Annotated in this window: 8 protein-coding genes and 6 pseudogenes; 6 read left to right on the plus strand and 8 right to left on the minus strand. The window is 56.8% G+C overall.

The genetic code is table 11. From position 1 onward, the window contains the following. Positions 1–30: 30 nt before the first annotated feature. The 3 genes from AC0NIL_RS29465 to AC0NIL_RS29475 form a co-directional block, all read right to left on the minus strand. Positions 31–1,926 carry an MBL fold metallo-hydrolase gene (locus AC0NIL_RS29465; protein WP_473573948.1) on the minus strand — a complete coding sequence of 632 codons (1,896 nt, stop codon included), beginning with the start codon at positions 1,924–1,926 and terminating at the stop codon, positions 31–33. 409 nt (positions 1,927–2,335) lie between these two features. Continuing rightward, the gene (locus AC0NIL_RS29470) at positions 2,336–3,112 is read right to left on the minus strand and encodes an SDR family oxidoreductase (protein ID WP_473573947.1); all 777 of its coding nucleotides are present in this window, start codon (positions 3,110–3,112) and stop codon (positions 2,336–2,338) included. A gap of 590 nt (positions 3,113–3,702) precedes the next feature. Continuing rightward, the gene (locus tag AC0NIL_RS29475) at positions 3,703–5,292 is read right to left on the minus strand and encodes an ABC transporter substrate-binding protein (protein WP_473573946.1); all 1,590 of its coding nucleotides are present in this window, start codon (positions 5,290–5,292) and stop codon (positions 3,703–3,705) included. Positions 5,293–5,597: 305 nt separating this feature from the next. On the opposite strand from AC0NIL_RS29475, the gene AC0NIL_RS29480 reads away from it, so the two are divergent. The 5 genes and pseudogenes from AC0NIL_RS29480 (at position 5,598) to ctlX (ending at position 11,315) form a co-directional block, all read left to right on the plus strand. After that, the gene (locus AC0NIL_RS29480; protein ID WP_473573945.1) at positions 5,598–6,443 is read left to right on the plus strand and encodes a LysR family transcriptional regulator; all 846 of its coding nucleotides are present in this window, start codon (positions 5,598–5,600) and stop codon (positions 6,441–6,443) included. A gap of 740 nt (positions 6,444–7,183) precedes the next feature. After that, positions 7,184–7,381 (plus strand): annotated as a pseudogene (locus AC0NIL_RS29485) (IS110 family transposase); the annotation flags it as partial. Between the two features lie 302 nt (positions 7,382–7,683). Continuing rightward, positions 7,684–7,837 (plus strand): annotated as a pseudogene (locus AC0NIL_RS29490) (IS1380 family transposase); the annotation flags it as partial. Positions 7,838–8,809: 972 nt separating this feature from the next. Beyond that, positions 8,810–10,027 (plus strand): arginine deiminase, encoded by a 1,218-nt coding sequence (locus AC0NIL_RS29495; protein WP_473573944.1) that lies wholly within the window; start codon positions 8,810–8,812, stop codon positions 10,025–10,027. A 403-nt stretch (positions 10,028–10,430) separates the two neighbouring features. After that, positions 10,431–11,315, plus strand: a complete 885-nt coding sequence (ctlX, locus tag AC0NIL_RS29500) for a citrulline utilization hydrolase CtlX (protein WP_473573957.1) — start codon at positions 10,431–10,433, stop codon at positions 11,313–11,315. Between the two features lie 749 nt (positions 11,316–12,064). Here ctlX and AC0NIL_RS29505 read toward each other — a convergent pair. The 4 genes and pseudogenes from AC0NIL_RS29505 to AC0NIL_RS29520 all read right to left on the minus strand — a co-directional run. Beyond that, entirely contained in the window at positions 12,065–13,618 is a 1,554-nt protein-coding gene (locus tag AC0NIL_RS29505) for a carbamoyltransferase C-terminal domain-containing protein (RefSeq protein ID WP_473573943.1), read from the minus strand. Between the two features lie 774 nt (positions 13,619–14,392). Next, positions 14,393–15,139, minus strand: coding sequence for a LuxR family transcriptional regulator (locus AC0NIL_RS29510; RefSeq protein ID WP_473573942.1), 747 nt, complete (start codon positions 15,137–15,139; stop codon positions 14,393–14,395). 683 nt (positions 15,140–15,822) lie between these two features. Further along, positions 15,823–16,133 (minus strand): annotated as a pseudogene (locus tag AC0NIL_RS29515) (pyridoxal-phosphate dependent enzyme); the annotation flags it as partial. Positions 16,134–16,136: 3 nt separating this feature from the next. Further along, positions 16,137–16,451, minus strand: a pseudogene (locus AC0NIL_RS29520) (integrase core domain-containing protein); the annotation flags it as partial. A gap of 236 nt (positions 16,452–16,687) precedes the next feature. Between AC0NIL_RS29520 and AC0NIL_RS29525 the strand changes: the two are divergent. Further along, positions 16,688–17,984 (plus strand): annotated as a pseudogene (locus tag AC0NIL_RS29525) (IS110 family RNA-guided transposase). A 218-nt stretch (positions 17,985–18,202) separates the two neighbouring features. Here the strand turns inward: AC0NIL_RS29525 and AC0NIL_RS29530 are convergent. After that, positions 18,203–18,330: pseudogene (locus AC0NIL_RS29530) on the minus strand (IS481 family transposase); the annotation flags it as partial. Positions 18,331–18,393: the final 63 nt, after the last annotated feature.

The raw sequence follows: 18,393 nt of genomic DNA on the forward strand, positions 1-18,393 counted from the left end.
ATGGCCACCGGATAGGCCAGTCTGCGGTCTTCACCGGATGCGTACGCTACAACCATGACTGAGCATTAATACGAGGGCTTCGCAGACAGGTCCCTGCGATACACCGTCGATCAAAATTTCGGCGGTGATGAGCCTTCGCCGAGGATCAACATGATCGGGAGCGGCAGCCACAAGCATTACGTCGCCTAGCTCCCCAGGTTGCAGCGTAATGCTTTCAGCCTCTCCGTCTGAGGCCCAACCAAATGCCGGATGGAGACGCGCACTGTACACAGCAGATCGCTCCAAGTTATTGCGGACCTTCACAGTGTATACAAGTTTGCTGTTCGGCATAACGTGCGAAAGATAAGGAAGCATTCGCGCCCAGAATAGATCAATGAACTGATCGGCCGGCTCATCTACTATATCACGGAAGGCTGCTTCCTTGCGCTCGATATAATCCGTGTACTCGGTGACCCTCGACGGATGCATCTCAATCAGCTCGCCATGCCCAGGGCACACAAGATGGGGGTTAAGCGCCCGCATTACACTCGCGCAGCGACGATGCATCTCCAACTGAAAGCTGTTGCGAAAGACCGTGCTCTGGACCGCAATCTCCCGGTCAATCCCTCCAGCGCCTGGATTGAAAAGAAAAAGATTGTCGCCGCCAAAAACGACCCGTTTGCCATCGATTTTACTAAGAATCATCGCGTGATACTCGGTTTGACCAGGGGCGTAATGCACCTCGAAATGATATCCTCGCCAACGGAAAGCCTCCCCATCAATCAATTTCCGTTGCACCTCGATTGGTTTGTGGAAGCAGCACGGGGTGCTTGCCCAAGCGGCTGGGTTGGCAATGACCTCTGCAATACAATCTAGTGCCCAGCACTGTGTGCCGAAATGTCGCTGGAGGTATGGGATGCCACAGACGTGGTCATCGTGAATGTGCGTTGGCACGACGAGTTCGATATGCCGGACCCCATGATCATCGCGAAGCTGGTCTATATGATGCTCTACAAAACGCAATGCTTGCAGCCCATCGGAGTCGGCGCCAGAATGGCAATGCCCATATGAAGCTAGCCCGTAGTCAATAAACATCGCGTGGCCGCTTCCACTCAGCACTATGTAGAAGTTTGAGCAGGTGTAAGGCCCGGCCCACAGCAGATGTTCGCTGATCGACTCTAACCTACTCTCTCGGACAACATGTCTTTCGTTGAAATTATTGTCACGGCCCGACGTAAAAAGCCTGCCGATAGTAGAGAGTGTTTCGAGCCTCGACTCGAGCCTTTCGATATCCGCCTTAACCTCGTTGATTGGCGCCCCGTGAGATGGAAAGGCCCTCTCAACCCTTTCCTTTTTTAAGGCGAGGATCGACTGCATAGTAAATTCCACCCCGAGCATATCGCCGTAACCATACTCCATCGCGTGCAATTGGTAGAGCTTCCCGCCGACGGTCATCAAATCGCCTGTAAAGGCCACCTTTTTGCCATCAACATCTACAATTAAACTAATCATTCCGTAAGTGTGACCCTTCGCCGGAAGTACTCTGAATTGGTAATCCTTCCAAACAAAGGTCCCGTAATCTTCAAGAACCGCATCGACTGACATATTCTCGCCCAGCGAGAAGAAGGTATTACTATCATTATAGTTGTCATAGATGCGGCGCGCTTGCCAGTAGGCCTCGACATTGTCGAACAGGTGACGTTCGTATTCCGGCACGGCGATTTTCGCCCCTGCCATTTGAACGACAGGCGTCCCCCAGCACTGATCTCTATGGTGGTGGGTATGTAGAACCCAGTTGACTTGTTCGATCCCTATTGTGTGCAGATGCCGCAAAACAGCACCCGATCCTGCATCTATCAGCAGGCACTCCGAGCCGCTTTTCAGAACGTAGACGGTACACGTATCTTGATAAGCCCAAAGGTGTTCAGAGAGCTGGATGAGAGACATTTGTAATTCCTTCTCAGAGCGCCCACATGCTTGTGCCGAAGACGTTCTTGGTCGCAAGCTGCCCGGCACACACGGCCTTAGTGTTTGCCATCACCTTGGATCCTGCAAGCGCTTCGGCGCCCAGCCCGCCGCCAATGCAAAGTGTTGAAGACGCAGTAACCCGAACCACCTATCGACGGAACGTCGTAGGCGTCTGAATAACCTTAAACGCATTCGTGGCGGACATAGCTCTTAGCCCGGAATGGATACCATAAATACTGCTGGCCTAATGTTGGTAACAGCTTAAGCTCGAAGCTCTTCTGGACTGATGATTCGTACCAAGAATGTTCTCAGGGCATTGACAGTCTGTCCGCCCCGCTCACCATCCGTTGCGAGGTTGCGAAGCCCCTTTGTGGGGCTCTCCGCTCGCTTAGTATTCGGTGGCAATCGTTTGTCCGTCTATGGCGATCGACTGGCCGGAAATGATACGGGCATGAGGACTGCAGAGATACAGGATCATACTTGCGATCTCTTCGACATCCACAAGCCTACGCATCGAGTAGAGTTTAAGCTCACGCTCTTTGATTTCTTCGATAGACACGCCACGCGACTGCGCGGCCATGGCTTGGACCCGCTCCATCCTAGGTGAGTCGACAGACCCAGGGCAAATAGCATTCACATTAATGTTGTGCGGCCCCAACTCCACCGCCATGACCGCAGAAAGGCCTATCACGGCATATTTGGCCGCACAATAAGGCGAGCGGAGCGAATACGGCAGCAAGCCGGCCGTCGACGACATGTTGACAATCGTTCCTCCCCCGGCCGCTTTAATAAGGGGCACAGCCGCTCTGGCACAATAAAACGCGCCGTCTAAATTCACGCCGAGAGTGCTTCTCCAATCTTCATCGCTCACGGCTTCAACCGGCTTCGAAGGCCCAGAGATACCAGCGTTGTTCACAAGGATATCAAGCCCACCGAGACGGACCCCAATCTCCGCAAAGAGCTTGACCACCGCCTCTGACCTCGAAACATCTGCGGCTACTGCACCTATGCCTGTGCCTGGCTGGACACTTTGAAGAGCCCTGGGGTCGACGTCACAGACGAGCACTTTTGCTCCCTCGGCCGCAAAACGCTCCGCTACCGCCCTTCCGATACCGGCAGCGCCCGCTGTCACCAGAACACGTTTGTTCTCTAGCCCCAAATCCATGTCAATCTTCCTTTACATCATGAATCTTGTTCGCAGCCACTCTTCGCGAGTCAATATGTGAATGTACGCGCCCGACGTATCGTAGGCGGCGGGATAGAGCGCCTCGATCAGGTTTCGCATTTTCGAGCAGTGCGGACGTGGAGGGGTCATATATCCGCTGGCAATAGAATTCGTTTGGCATCTGACGGGTCCGCTCTCTTGTTGCCGCTAGCCGGTTTTGAGTCCGGCGAAGGACGCGACGTTATGCTGATGAGTTCCCCAGCTGATGAACATTAAATCCAGTACCTAATCGAAGCGCTTTTGTTCTCCTCAAGTGTGCAATGCCTGTCTCGATTTGACCGAGGCCCAGAGTGTCCCAATAGTCGGCGAATGAGCGTCACTCTACCGCCGCATCCGAACGTCTTAATCATCGTAAAAACCGTGGCTACGCTCCGTTCTGGCATCCCATTGGAATTTGCAATAACCGGATCGTTTCTGCAGTTGAGGATTAAGCCTTGAACCGGAAGCAGCACCGCGAGAACGAACGCGATCGGCCCTTGCGGGGCGAAAGGTAATCAAGGGCCGGATCTAACGGCCCTTCACCTTTGTTATTAAGCCTGCAACCAACACTCGATTAGCGCGCGACCATTGCTCAGTTCCTGCGCCGGGTTGTCGACCCAGCCCTGGACGCCCTTGCCCGTCGCATCGACGAACTGATTGAAGAACGGCACGATCAGCCCGCCTTCGTCGCGCATAATCTCGCCCATGTCGCGGTAGATCTTCTTGCGCTTGACTTGGTCGAGTTCTCCGCGCGCTGCAATTACCATCTTGTCGAAATCAGGCCGCTTAAACCGGGTATCGTTCCAGTCCGCTGTAGAGAGGTAGGCGGTCGAGTACATCTGGTCCTGCGTCGGTCGGCCAGCCCAGAAGGAGAGTGAGAAGGGCTGCTTATTCCAGACTTCAGCCCAGTAGCCGTCGCCGGGTTCGCGCTTGATCTCGATTTTGATGCCGGCCTTCGCGCAGCTCTGCTGATAGAGCTGGGCGGCGTCCACGGCGCCAGGGAAGGCCACATCGGAGGTCCGCAGCAGGATCGAGCCACTATGGCCAGACTTCTTGTAAAACACTGCCGCCCTTTCCGGATCGAACTTGCGCTGCTCGAAATCGCCTGCGAACAGCGGGTATGCCTTGTTGACCGGCATGTCGTTGCCGACCTCGCCGTAGCCCCGCAGGATTTTGGTCAGCATCTCCTCACGGTCCATGGCGAGCTTCAACGCCATTCGTAGATCGTTGTTGTCGAAGGGCGCGGTGTCGCAGAACATGTTGAACGGATAGAAGCCACGGCCCGATGCGGCGCGGATGGTTACGCCGGGCAGCCGCTTGATCAGCTCGACGATCTTCGGCTCGACGCGGTTGATCATGCTGACCTGGCCGCCTTGCAATGCCGCCATCCGTGCCGTGGGGTCATTGATGACAACGATCTCGATCTGGTCGGCATGGCCGTATTTGTCGGGCTGCCAGTAATTCGCGAAACGTTCGCCCCCATGGCGAACACCTGGCTCGTTGTCCAACACCTTGTACGGTCCAGTACCGATTCCGGCGTCAGGCTCGTCCATGCCGCCATTTGGCTGGATAACAAGGTGGTAGTCCGCCATCAGGTAAGGCAGGTCGGCGTTGGGGTCTTTGAGTGTCACAACGACGCTGCCGCCGTCGACCTTCATCGTCTCGATGCCTTTCAGAACGCCGAGCGCTCCAGACTTCGACTTTTCGTCGCTGTGGCGCTTCAACGTGGCAACGACGTCGTCCGGCGTCACTTCCCTGCCGTTGTGAAACTGAATGCCCTGGCGGATTTTCATCGTCCACGTCTTGGCATCCTTGGAGCTGCCGATCTCCTCGGCAATCAGATATTCGATGCCGCCGCCCGGCGCGAGGTCTACGAGCGTCTCACCCCAGCACTTGGAAAACACAAACGGCACTTGGCTAAGCATGATCGCCGGGTCGAGGCTGTTGGTTGACTCCCCTCCCTGAATGCCGGCCTTGAGTATGCCGCCTCGGACCGGACCGGCAGCACTCACAGCGCTTGAAAGTAGCGAGTCGGCAATTATAGCTGTGACACCGAGGGTGGCAGCGCGGCCAAAAAAATCGCGGCGGCTCAGTTTGCCTGAGGCAACGTTGTGGCTAAGGAAATCAAGTTCGTTTTGCACGTAGATTTCTCCCTCGGATGGTTCGATTTGCCCTATCGATTTTCCTACTCACGGCATGAGGGCTTAAGGCTCCTCCCTTTGCCTCATTCGGACAAATACGACTGACCGTCACTCACCGGCCGGCGCTGACCACTAGTTGTACGTCCGTGTCAATAACAATTTGCTGCCTGCCGGCGAGACCTTTTTTTGTTAAACAAGATTGCGCCGTGACAGTGTCGTCGGCAATGCAGTCCGTGGTAGAAGATTAATCGGTGAATCCGATTAGGCCTATAGCCATTAGGCTGGCTAGCCGTTTTGGAGGTCGTATGCAAATCGAGTTGCTCGATACATTCCTCGATCTGGTCGAGACCCGAAATTTCAATAGGTCCGCGGATCGGCTGGGCGTTACTCAGTCCACTGTTTCGAGCCGCATCCGAAGCTTGGAAAGTGCGCTAGGAAAACAACTTTTCATCCGCAACAAAAGTGGCACCGAGCCAACTGTGGCAGGGTTTCGATTTGTGGAACATGCGCGAGCCGTACGGCTAAGTTGGTTGGATGCACAACGTGAAATTCAGGGTGTCGGCAAGTTCGAAAGTCACATCCGGGTTGGCATTCACCCGGACTTGTATCAGCGTGTTCTGCAGGGATGGTTAGAATGGGTGAGAGCGACCATGCCCAAATTGGCGATCTATATTGAAGTCGACTACTCGAACCAGATGATCCAGGACCTCACGACCGGGAGCCTTGACCTCGCGGTACTGTTCTCGCCCCAACATTTCCCCGACATGCATTACCAGCAGATCGCGGAGGAGAGTTTCGTGATGGTCTCGACACGTCGGGTGAGTTTGAAAGGCATTACGCCGACGGACTACATCCGCGCCCATTACTCTGCCTTCTTCGATCAGGCCCACAAACAGATGCTCCCCGAGCTGGAAAATAGTCCCGTCTCAACAGGACATGGCGGCGCGGTGGTCTACCTTCTGAAAAACCAAGGCGGGACAGCATTCGTCACCGAAGCGGTCGCCACGGAGTTGCGCCACGAGGGCGTGGCGGAAACCGTCCCTGACGCCCCAAGAATCTCGCATCCGATTTATTCGGCTGTGCATGTTCGATATAAGCACTCCCATACCCACGCTCGGCTGCTCAAAGGGCTCAAACTTATGACCGAATAATTCCGTCTCGAGCTTAAACTGGCATGAGCCACATCCAGCGCTCCCATTCATTGGACGAGGGCTTGACGATCGGCGCTTTGCCTCATCAGGCAAAATACCTAATCGACCATCGCTGAGATCCGCCCCCCTCCGACGCCTGGTGCGGGCGATCCGGAGCAACTGGCCGAACACACGGATCCCGATCCGGGCCACGGGGCAGCCGACCGGTCATCAATGGTGCCGCGCCAACGATCGACTCCATCCCTCGGGCTAACGCTCGCCACGATGCGGCGCAAGCAGGTCGCGGATCTGGAAGCCAGCTCGCCGGAGCGTTTTGAGGCATCCGCGAAAATGAACAAGATCGGCCGCTTCAAGGAGTTTTTTTGCGGCGGGGCCAGTTGGAGCCTTGCGAACCCAATCAGTCCAGGTTGAGGTTGGTGCCCAAGGGTACTGACACCGCTTCGTCGTCACCGATCTGGCCGGTGGCAAGGTGCTCTACGCGGACCTTTATCGCTGGTGCGGGGCCGAGAACCGCATCAAATCTTGGAAAACGCATGTCGCCGCCGGCGCACATCCTGGACCAGAGCCACAGCCAACCAGTTCCGGCTCTTCCGCATGCCAGCGCCATCTAGCAGGCTTCTCTGATTGGGGTCGTTGAGGTCAAGCTCCTGCTGATATTTTTCCGGACCATGTCGCCCCGCGGGTCACTCGCTTCTCTTCGCGGTCGACGTTAGGCCGCCGCATGATGGGGTCAGTAGAGCGAGGCGGCTCATTCGCTGCTCGTGCTCAGCAAGAAATGGTCGAGCCTCAGAGCGTGGGGCATGAACGTCGCCAAACGGCGCGGTATGGCTCGAGCCCGAGTTGCTGTTGCCCGCAAGCTCGCTGTCATCCTGCATCGCATGTGGAGTGATGCAACAGAATTCCGCTTCGGCAAGGCACCCGGCCGCGTATCGGCATGAAATACGGGATAACGGACCAACCAAGGAGGAGTTGATTCCGCCCGAAAGGGCGTGATCCGGATCGTTCCCGTGGGGACGATGGGCAAGGTGATCTCGTTAGCAGGCACGATCCTGGGCCGAACACAAGGTCGTTCAACAGATTGAGACGTCTCGCTCTACTGACCCCATCATGCGGCGGCCTAACGTCGACCGCGAAGAGAAGCGAGTGACCCGCGGGGCGACATGGTCCGGAAAAATATCAGCAGGAGCTTGACCTCAACGACCCCAATCAGAGAAGCCTGCTAGTGGATGATCTGGTGCCGCGCGCCGCAATGCCGAAGCGCTCGAGCTTTGCGGTCGCCCAGTTCGACACGCTTAGTCTGCGCATCGCAGATCGCCGCGCGTTTAGTCGAGATGAAGACGCAAATCAACCTAAACTGCCGACATCCTGCCCCAACCAGCGCATCCTGCGCATAGCCCTCGATCGATCGCATGCCGTGGCCAGTGACATAGCCGACGCGGCGCCGGCGCCCCGAAAAAACCGCCACCGCATCCGCAAACCCCCGCCTTTCATCACAACGGCTCACAGCCGGAGCCCGAGGTCGGTTAAAAGCACTGCGCGTGCACGATCTTGAGCCCGATCACTACGGGCCGTCCTACTGGTCACCGATAAGGTGGACGAAGCCCTGACGCGAGCGCCGCAGCCTGGTGCGAACACAGACGCGCATGGACGAGAGGAGATGCGATCGGCACAGAACCTCGTCGAGATTCACGACAGGCCTTTCATCCGGCGCTGCTGTGGGGTGCGATCCGCCATAAGCCAATTCCAGCGGGACACGGCCCTCTGATGAAGGAGGCGAAATGCCGCCGGACGCAGCCGAAGCAAAAGCGACCTCGGCGGAGGGTCCGCTGGGCCGAATTTGCTCCCGTTCGCCCTTCGCGCTTAAGACAGTGTGCGATTCGCGACCCAATTGGATTCTTTTTGTAAAAAGCCTGACAAAAAATTGGGCCGTGACGGCCAGGTCCGAAACAGAAAATAACGGCTTTAGTCAAGATTACATCGCTTTCTGCTTGGCATGGCTCTTGCTGATAAACGGTGACGTTTCACAAGGAGCAGGACCGTTCGATGTCCGTACCCATGATTTGCTTTAGAGCCTCACTAGCACGATGTTGGTCGAGCCGTTGTAAGTGGCGGCCATATCCGGGACCCGCGGGTGTTCAATCTGCGGCCTGTCGGCAACACCGGACGACGCGCATTTTGGCTTATGTTTCTACGGCGATGTCCTCAAACTACGCCGTATCCGCTTCCAGCGTTGGGCAGGGGCGCGAGCGGGGGGACAGTCTTCGTTCCGGCCCGTCCTTGCATAACGGCCCTCTTGGCGCGATGGCCTTGCCGCCAAAGAAACAGAATCCCCGCCATCGGCCCGCTCTGGGAGCAAGGCAACTCCCATGATGTGTCTAGGTGTGCATTCCGAGGTCGCCCGTCTGCGAGAAGTACTGGTGCACCGCCCAGGCCTTAGCCTACGCCGCCTCACGCCGCGAAACTGCAAGGGCCTTCTTTTCGACGACGTGCTTTGGGTGGACCGCGCCGGACGGGAGCACGATATGTTCGTGAAGGCCCTGCGTGATCGTGGCGTGTTGGTACACTGGTTGGACAAATTGCTTGCTACAACGGTGGCCTTGCCCGAAGCGCGTCGTTGGCTCCTCGACCGTCGTGTTCATCCTTCCGCTGTGGGGCAAGATATGGTCGATGAACTTCGGGGCTGGCTTGAGGAGATTCCTTCTGGTCAGCTCGCGACCTATCTGATTGGCGGGATTTTGGTTGCGGAAATGCCATTCAAACCGCGCGGCCTGACGGGGCAGACGCTCGCGCCGGAAGATTTCATACTGCCGCCATTGCCAAACCAGCTTTTTACACGTGACAGTTCCTGTTGGATCTATGGGGGCGTCTCGATCAGCGCCATGTATTGGCCCGCAAGACAGCCGGAAGCTGCGAATATCGAGGCGATCTACCGCTTCCATCCGCGGTTTCGCGAGGCCAGCTTTACTTACCTGTCGCCCGATGGGATAGACCCCATTTCCAGTCTCGAGGGCGGAGATGTGATGCCGATTGGCGGCGGCGTTGTGCTGATTGGAATGGGCGAACGAACCACACCGCAGGCAGTCGAGGCTCTGGCACGCCGCCTGTTCAGGACAAAGGATGTGATCAGAGTCATCGCAGGGCTGATGCCGCGCAAACGCAGCTATGTGCATCTTGACACAATCTTCACCTTTTGCGACCGGGACCTCGTGACGGTCTACCCGCCGGCGGTTGAGCTGTTGAAGACGTTTTCGCTGCGACCGCGCAACGCTGACGGTGAGCTCGAAATCACTAAGGAGATTCGACCCTTCTTGTCGGTGGTGGCCGACGCGTTGGGGTTGAAGGCTATCCGCACTGTCGCTACCGGTGGCGATAATTTCGGGGCCGAGCGGGAGCAGTGGGGTGCCGCTAATAATGTGATCGCCGTCGAGCCCGGCGTTGTGATCGGTTACGAACGAAACGTATACACGAACACGCTGTTGAGGCGCGCCGGAGTGGAAGTGATGACCGTCGACGGTGCAGAACTCAGCCGTGCGCGTGGCGGCGCGCACTGCATGACTTGCCCCTTGGTGCGCGATCCAATCTGAGCAGAGGGCATAGCGACTTGACCGCAAGGCAAAGCAACAAGATTGTTCACAATCTTCATGATTTCCGCACCGTCGTCTCCTATAGGTCTACGGAGGGGTCGTGAACCGTACATATCCGCTCCTGCACCTGCCAACCAGACAGCATAGACTCCCAGCGCCATGACTGCACAGCACCAGGCCAGCGCGACGCGGTACTCCCCCTGTTCGACAGCTTCGAAACCAAGACATTTAGGCGTACCTAATAAAAGCGGCTTTCCGGAAAGGAGCTGTTAGCATCTGCGCATTGATCGATGAAGCCACATGAGCGGCCCTTGCGGCGTGCACATTACGCTCACTACCCGTTGGAGTCTTTCCCGTGATAGCATGTTCAGAATTCTCGGTTCAGGCCCCTTCCGCGGTCATTATGGTCCGGCCGCATCATTTTAGGGTCAACAAAGAGACGGCGGCCGATAATCGCTTTCAAACCTGTGACAATGACGCCGGTGATCTTTCGCCACTTGCCTACTTGGAAATCACACGCGCCGCTGCGCTGCTTAGAGAGCAGGGTATAACGGTGCATTTGTTCGAGAGCGAGAGCGGCGACACTCCTGATGCAGTGTTTCCGAACAACTGGTTTTCGACCCACGCAGATGGTTATGTGGCGGTTTTCCCGATGAAAGCCCTGAGCCGTCGGCGCGAGCGTCGGCGCGATATTATTGACATGCTGAAGAGCCGATACAGGGTGCATGAAGTGATCGACTATTCTGGCCTTGAGTTGGACGGGCTTTTCTTGGAAGGTACGGGGTCGATGGTACTGGATCATATCGATCGGGTCGCCTATGCTGTCAGATCTGAGCGTACTGACTCAAGTGTGCTTGCAAGGTTCTGTCGCCAATCAAATTTTGAGCCGATGGTCTTCTCGGCGAAGGACCCAAGCGGGTTCGACATCTATCATACAAACGTGCTGATGTGTGTCGCTACCGATTTCGCAATGATCGGGCTCGACATGATCACCGAGTCCGGGAGACGGCGCGAAATTGTCCATCGGTTCGAACGCACCGGTCGCCGGGTAATCGGGCTCACCAACGCACAGATTGAGAAGTTTGCAGGCAATGCAATTGAGCTCCTGGGCGGCAACGGGCGGATCTTGGCCCTGTCTACGACCGCACTATTGGCATTGAGCAAGGAACAGATTGACATCATCGCCGAGAGCGCTCGGCTGCTGCCGATAGCAATTCCTACAGTTGAGCGGGCCGGCGGTTCCGTGCGATGCACGATGGCTGGCGTGCACCTCACGCCGCGGGATTAGAAGCGGTTCCTGTGCTATGAACATCATTCACGAATCCGGGCTACGCTGCGAAGTTGATCGAGACCGCCTCAGTAGCTAGCTCGGTAGCTCCGCACTTTCAAGCTACAGCAGGATCGTCGCACCGGAAGAGCAAGACGGCAAGGAACAGCAGCGCGTCGCCTTGAACGGTCCAGGGGCTGGCGGCATGTCAAACAACTCTTTGACTCGACCCTATTTACTGAGCGCCGCATGGTCAGAGTTCTGAACCCTCAGCCCGCCTGCACGACCAGGGGAAAAATTTGACAATGTTGCAACAGCCTGCGAAGGCCCGGCGCGTGGAATTGATCGGTGGCAGATTATTCTCGATGGCCGGCGCCCAGTGCCTTCACCATCGCCGCCGCCAGTGTCGACGGCGTGGCCAGCGGAACCCGCAGCAGCACCTTGCCGGGGTTCGCCAGCTCGATCACCTCTGTTGGCGCCCGAAGCGGCCATAGGCTCATCGGAACACGAAAACTTCGGCAAAACCTGTCTCGCGGGCTCTCAGCGTGCGGCGCCACTTATAGATCAGGCGACATCGTACAGACGCGCCACAGTGGACCCGGGCGCGAATGCCACGGCCAGTATGCGACACTGATCGTCTTCACGCCAACGACGACGCTTCGGCCCGGTCAATAACGTCACTCGTTGAGCATGGGTTCGAGGCTTCGGACTGACACTAGCCGGGCGATGGTCGATTCGAACGGTTCAGCACGCTGCTCCTTTCTATCCACTCACTCCATGAGGGGGCCGCCTTTGAGGAGATAATAGGCATCGTTGATCACGAATCCGTCAAGACCAGCGACCCGTGCATACGTCAACAAATCGCTTGCGCGATTGATGAAGCCGGTGCCATTGAAGTTCAGCGATGTATTGCAAAGAACGCCGACTCCGCTTTTCGCCTTGAACGAGGTAAGCAATTGAAAGAGACGCGGGTTCTGCTTTCGCGAAACTGTTTGGGCACGCGCAGTGCCGTCAGCGTGCGTGACAGCCTTCAACCGACTATCGAGAACCTTTTGGAAAAGAAGCATGTGGGGTGACGGTCGTCCCAAGTCAAAGTGGAGTGCAACCTCTTCTTCCAGGCAGACCGGCGCGATCGGGCGGAAACCCTCCCGGTTTTTGATGCGGTTTAGCCGCTTATGGGTTGCGTTTGAAAATGGCGCCGCGAGAATTGACCGGTTGCCCAGCGCCCGCGGCCCGATTTCGCAATTCCCCTGTACCCAGCCGATCACCTTGTCATCGAGCAACGCCGAAGCTACCTGACCGTAGTCGAGTGGATGGATCTCGAGCCCGGTGCGGTCAATTTCGTCATATGTGAAGGGCTGGCCTGAATAGACGTTCCATTTGATTTTTGCGTTGCCTGTGAAATGTCGCATCGCGTCGACTGCGGTCCCGATTGCGGAGCCTGTGTCGTTTGCGCATGGAGGAATGAAAATATCCGAAAAAAGGTTTGTTTCGAGCCATCTGCGGTTCCACTCACAATTTAACCCACACCCACCGGAAATGAGTAACGGGTAGCCCTTTGCCAGATTCTTCTTCGCGAAAGCGTGGAACGAGTCGAAAATGGCATCTGAAACTCTCCTAGCGAGGTTGGTGAATTTCTGATGGGTTACGCCAATGTTGTAGTAAGGCGAGTCCCGCGAATCCTCCTTGCTCAGAGGATACACATCGCTCGGGAGCAGACGATCGATTAGCGCCTGCTCGTCCCTGTCGGGCGATCCGGTCTGCCCATAGGCGCAAAGCGCCATCAGCTTGCCAGCGTCTACCAGACGCGTTGGTCCTGCGCCCGGATCGGCTAGCGCATAAAGGAAAGCATATTTGTGCCCGGGATTGGCCATCACTTTACCCAAATGCGTGATCTGGAGGTACTCATCTATTTCATAAAAATCGCCGCACCATCCTTCCCAGATCAGAGCGTAACAGGGCGTCCCGGCGGGGAACGGCGACATGCCGTAACACCCCCACAGATGGGAGCGCTCGTGCGTCGAGGAATAGAAATGCACCTTGCGGCCAAAGACGGTCCTCTCGCCGACAACATCCGATCCCTGAGTTATGCCATAGTATCCTACCGGGTCGTGGTTGAATCCTGTGTCCCACCCACCGACAGCAAACACATCCGGAATGGCATCCAAGCGCCCAGCGGCTTCTAGGATAGTCATCGGATTAATACTCGAATATCTAGGAAAGCTATCCTTCTCAGCCTCGTAGGAATAAATCAGCTCGGCTGCTGACGCATCCAGCGCTGCGATTGCTCCATCATGGCCAGGTTTCATCGAAATTATATTCACAACAGTACTCCTTCGTATCCACGTTGATTCTATACCTTTGTAACTATACTATATCAAAGTACAACTACTATTCTGTTATTGCAGCGGCGCGACACCTCTACCCGATAGCGCGCGAACTTCGGTCGCCCTTCAGGCGACCGCGGCCGCGATCCTGGCGAAGGCGCTCGCTGAGCTATCCCACAATCTCGACGGGACCCGCGCGGCAATCAAAGCCCACGCACGTTGAGGGTCCGTCGCGAGCGATTGCTTTTGCTAGGCCCCGAGTAATGCGGTGCTTGATCATAGAGAGACGTCCGCTGCTGCGTTCGGGAGGATCCCTGCATCGATCGTGCCAGAGCAGAAGATTTGCAACGCCACGGGTAACAGATTGCGATCCTGTCGGGTATCCGACATTGGGGCCGAAACCTTGCAGGGGCGCCGATTTTGGACGTAGTTGTACTTTTCTGCTTCATAGCGTTGCAGGCGCACTCGGTGCTTCCGCGACGCCCCGCGCCAACAAACTGCCCGTGCGACGTGCAAAGGCCCAGGCCGTCGATGACACGCAGCTGCCAGTTCGTCCACGCTGGCATCAGCATCCAGCCCTCGAGCTGCAGCTCCAGCTATTCAAAAAGCCGGGGCTTTCTGCGAGCGCATTTGGCGGCCGTCGTTGACCAGATCGGGCCGACTCATCAACAAGGCGAGCCCGCGTTTGCCTACACGACTTCTGAGACGACGCACCCGTCGAGCCGCTCGGTGGCGAGATCAAGTCGCGGACATCATCGACCCTCTGCCTGGCTATGGATCGATAATCCCCAGTTGTAGGGCCTTTATAGCAGCCACCGTTCTGCTGGTCGTATCTAACTTACGCTTGACGTTTTTCAAGTGGAAATCTACGGTATTCACTGATCGTCCTAGGATCGTTCCTATCTCCCACGACGATTTCCCTCGTGCAGCCCACAAAATGCATTCGATCTCTTTAGAGGAAAGGTTATGAGCTTGCCTCGAAGCCACGTCACTAGTGAGTTTCGCAACCCTCAGGTGAAACTGGACAGCGGAAATTTGCAGATAAGTGATCGCTCTATCTTGAAATTCGCTGTCCGGTGGTTGGGCAAAACTCATAATAGTAAAGCAGTTACCCGGGCCATGTAATGGCAGGCCGACCCCTGACCTCAAGCCGAACGTCGCCGCTTCGTCTAGAACGCGGCGTTCGTCTTCAGTCGTGCTTTCATCAGAATACGCCTCACTCCACCGAAAGGCCCGCGCCTTCTTTCTACCTTTCTTGACGATTGGGTCTATTCTGGCATAATCCATTTTCGAATAACGCTCCTGCCATTCATCGGGGTAATTCCACATGACCGCTGTGTCCGCTCGGGCCGGTCTCAAAACCATTTGGTCTGGGGCAAGGACGGCATAGGCGGTCCACGGGCAATCGAAGATTTGCGCAAACTCAGACATCAGTTCGAACAGCTGTTCGGATTCGACGACATCAGCGGTCGTTTCGAGGAACAGGCCTAACTCTATAGCAACCCGCGGGAGTTCCATGATCTCTCCTTCAGTTGCGTCATCGGGCGCACTTGCTCAGGCCAGGCGAATCCGAGTCAGCTCCTGCAGGCACCTGAAGGTGGAGCTTCAAGAGTTGTGCCAGCTTGGCAGCAAAGATTTTATTCGATTGTTAAATCGAATAGAATGCCCGAGAGACGAACCAAGGGCAGCGTGTCGCAGAGCGTACAATTCGAGAGTATGAGGTCTATGCTGGTACTAGAAGTATGAAATCAGGACCTAAGACCAGACACTGGCGTTGTACTTGACCGTTGCCTGAGCTCCGATCTGACTGCCCAGCGGTTCTGCGCGTGGGGAGTGAGCGCTTGCAGACCAGCGCTGGTCGCGCCGACGGGATCGGCCGAACTGTCCGCCGGGCGGCGCGCCGAGGGAGGTCGGCTCGTCGGGTCCCAATTTCGCCTCGTAAGGCGATCTCGCGAACGTCTGCGGGCTGTCGGCGGCCATTTGGGGTAGGAAAGGAGCGGGCTCATGCAGCATCGATGTCGCGAAATTGCCCGCCGCCTTTCCGGTACAACGCTGACCCACGTTATGGACCTGTCCGGTACCGTAGGACGTTGAAACGGTAATCTGCCGAGCCATGATTGCCGATCCCGTGGGTGCTCTACGCGCATCTCGGTGGCGCGCCCCGCGATCAAATATGGCCATACTTTTCGCAACGGTTGACTGCCTTCAAGCGGCGCCCACAGACGGATCGCTCTCTTGGTTTCCTCGAATGGAATGCTATAACGCGGAAACGTGTAGTCCTCGAGTAACACTACGTCATCTTCGAGGCTTCCCTTTCGGGCTCGACGAGCATCGCTGTATGTTGGGCAATGCTAAGCACCTGCGTCTTTGTTTTGGCGGGAGTCGCAGAGGCATCTACACCGATCACCTTGCGCTGTCGACCGTCCGCGGCGAACCCGACGATCATGCCGGCATGCGTTGAACCGGTAACCGTGCAAACGACAATGTAGTCGAAGGCAAACCCAAGCTGTTTCCCCTAGATGTTTAGTCCCGGCATTTGCTGGAGCGGATTGAGAGTAAAGCGTTCGGATTGGGAAGCCCAAGTCTTGCAGATGAACTCGTAGGGCGTGAGGCCTTTGAGGGTCTTCAGCCTGCGGCCGAAGTTGTAGGCCGAGACGAAGTCGGCAAGGTGCTGGCGGAGTTGGTCGTGGCTCTCATAGTAGAAGCGCCGGACGGTCGCATCCTTGATGGTCCGGTTCATTCTCTCGACCTGGCCGTTGGTCCACGGATGCCTTGCCTTGGTCGTCCGGTGCTCGATGTCGTTCCTAGCGCAAGCGTACTCGAAGGCATGGGCGCGGAAGAGTTCGCCGTTTGCGATGGCCTCCTTGATCAGTGGCACGGCCGAACCGCCGGCGCCGGGGGTGGTGAACTGGATACCGTAGCACCTACGGAAAGAATGATGAGAGGCAACCGAGACATCGGTGCGCGCAGCTTTTCGCTGCAGGCGCGCACCGATCGAGGTGGCCATAGCCAGTCGAAGGATCTCTAGAATGTGAATGTTCACAACCCATTCCGGAGAGACCGACCATGACCAGCCCAAATGTTATACCCGCCGATGCGGTGTTGGTAGCGATCGATATCGCCAAGGTGCGCAATGAAGTCTTGATTGAAACCCCCGGCCATAAGCGCTGCCGCCGGCTGCCGGTTCTCAACACTCGCGCAGAGCATGACCGGCTGATCGAGATTCTGCAGGCGTATGACCAACCGGTGGTCTGCGGCTTCGAAGCGACCGGGAACTATCACCGGCCGGTAGCATGGCGCCTGGCTGAAGCGGGTTTTGAGGTGCGGCTAGTGTCGTCGCTGGCGCTTGCCCGAACCCGCGAGGCCTTGCACAACAGCTGGGACAAGAACGATCCAAAGGATGCCCAGGTGATCCTGCACATGCTCAGGATCCAGGCGACGCAGGTCTACCATGATCCGCTGCGGGCCGGCATCAACGACGTGCAGGAACTGTCGAAGACACATGAAGCGATCGCCAGGGCCAAGACCGAGATCCAGCACCGCATCCTGACACACTACCTGCCGCTGTATTTTCCCGAGATCGATCGCTTCCGGGGAAACAGCCGCAGCGATTGGTTCTTTGCCTTCCTCCATGCCTTTCCGACCCCAGCAAGCATCACGGCGCTGACGAAGGAGGAGTTTGTGGCGGCAGCTTGGGATGTCGTCGGCCGCAAGGTCAGCAAGACACAGATTCTGATGGATATTTTCGAGACGGCGCGCTCATCGATCGGATTGCCGCTGCCACTCGATGCGCCTGCCATTTGCATGTTCCGGATGGTCATTGACGAAGTACGCAGCCTGATCCGGCAACGCAATGAGATCGAAGCACAGGCCGACGATCTGCTGCGGCACAGCCAGGATTACCAGCTCCTGCGGCAAGTCCCGGGCATCGGACCGATCAACGCATTGACCATCATTGCCGAAGCCGGCGATCTTCGCCGTTTCGGTCATCATCGCCAGTTTCTAAAGTTCTGCTGGCTGGACCTCTCGACACAGAAGTCCGGCCAATATCGAGGCCAGACCCGCCTTTCCAAATTCGGCAATGCTCGTTTGCGCCGCACTCTGTGGATCGCCGGGCAAGTCGCCATCCGACAGCGTGAGAACGGATTCCGGCACAAGTTCGAACGCTACATCGCGAGAGATCGCGACAATCCAGATCTGCGCCGCAAGGCGATGACCGCAATTACCGCCAAGATGGCACGCGTCGTACACGCCGTCGTTAAGAGCGGTTCCGTCTACCGGCCCTTCGTTGAAGGGCGGGTGCCAGGTGGAAGAACCTCTGTCAGCTAGGGCCGTAAGGGCATCGCTTTCGATGACCCTGTAGATAATGCTTGGGTCTTCCACCTGGATCAGAAGCTCGTGTTGAGGACGGTGAGGGCCGCCATCGTGCGTACCCTGTGTTTGCTATGGACGAGACCTTTTCCTTTGCCAGTGGAAGCCGCCTGGTTCGACTATGCAACTTGACGAGCGTCATGCGGCGAGAGCATGCTGACGAACAGAGAGACTTTGACTGTCGCCTCCATTTCCTTCCGCTCTTAGGACGTTGTCGGTGAGCACGGTGTGGATCTTGTAGGGAACAGCCGCGATCAGGCGCAGCAGGAAGTCTCTCGAGACGGCTGTGGTGGCCTTCGATCGATGGCAACGAACATGTGCAGCTTGCCCTGCTCGGTGTGTCATCAGACGCTGGCCTCCGTCCAGCCAGCATCTTGAATCACAAACCGCCTCTTTGGGAA

It is taken from the genome of Mesorhizobium sp. WSM1343 (genome assembly GCF_055901535.1).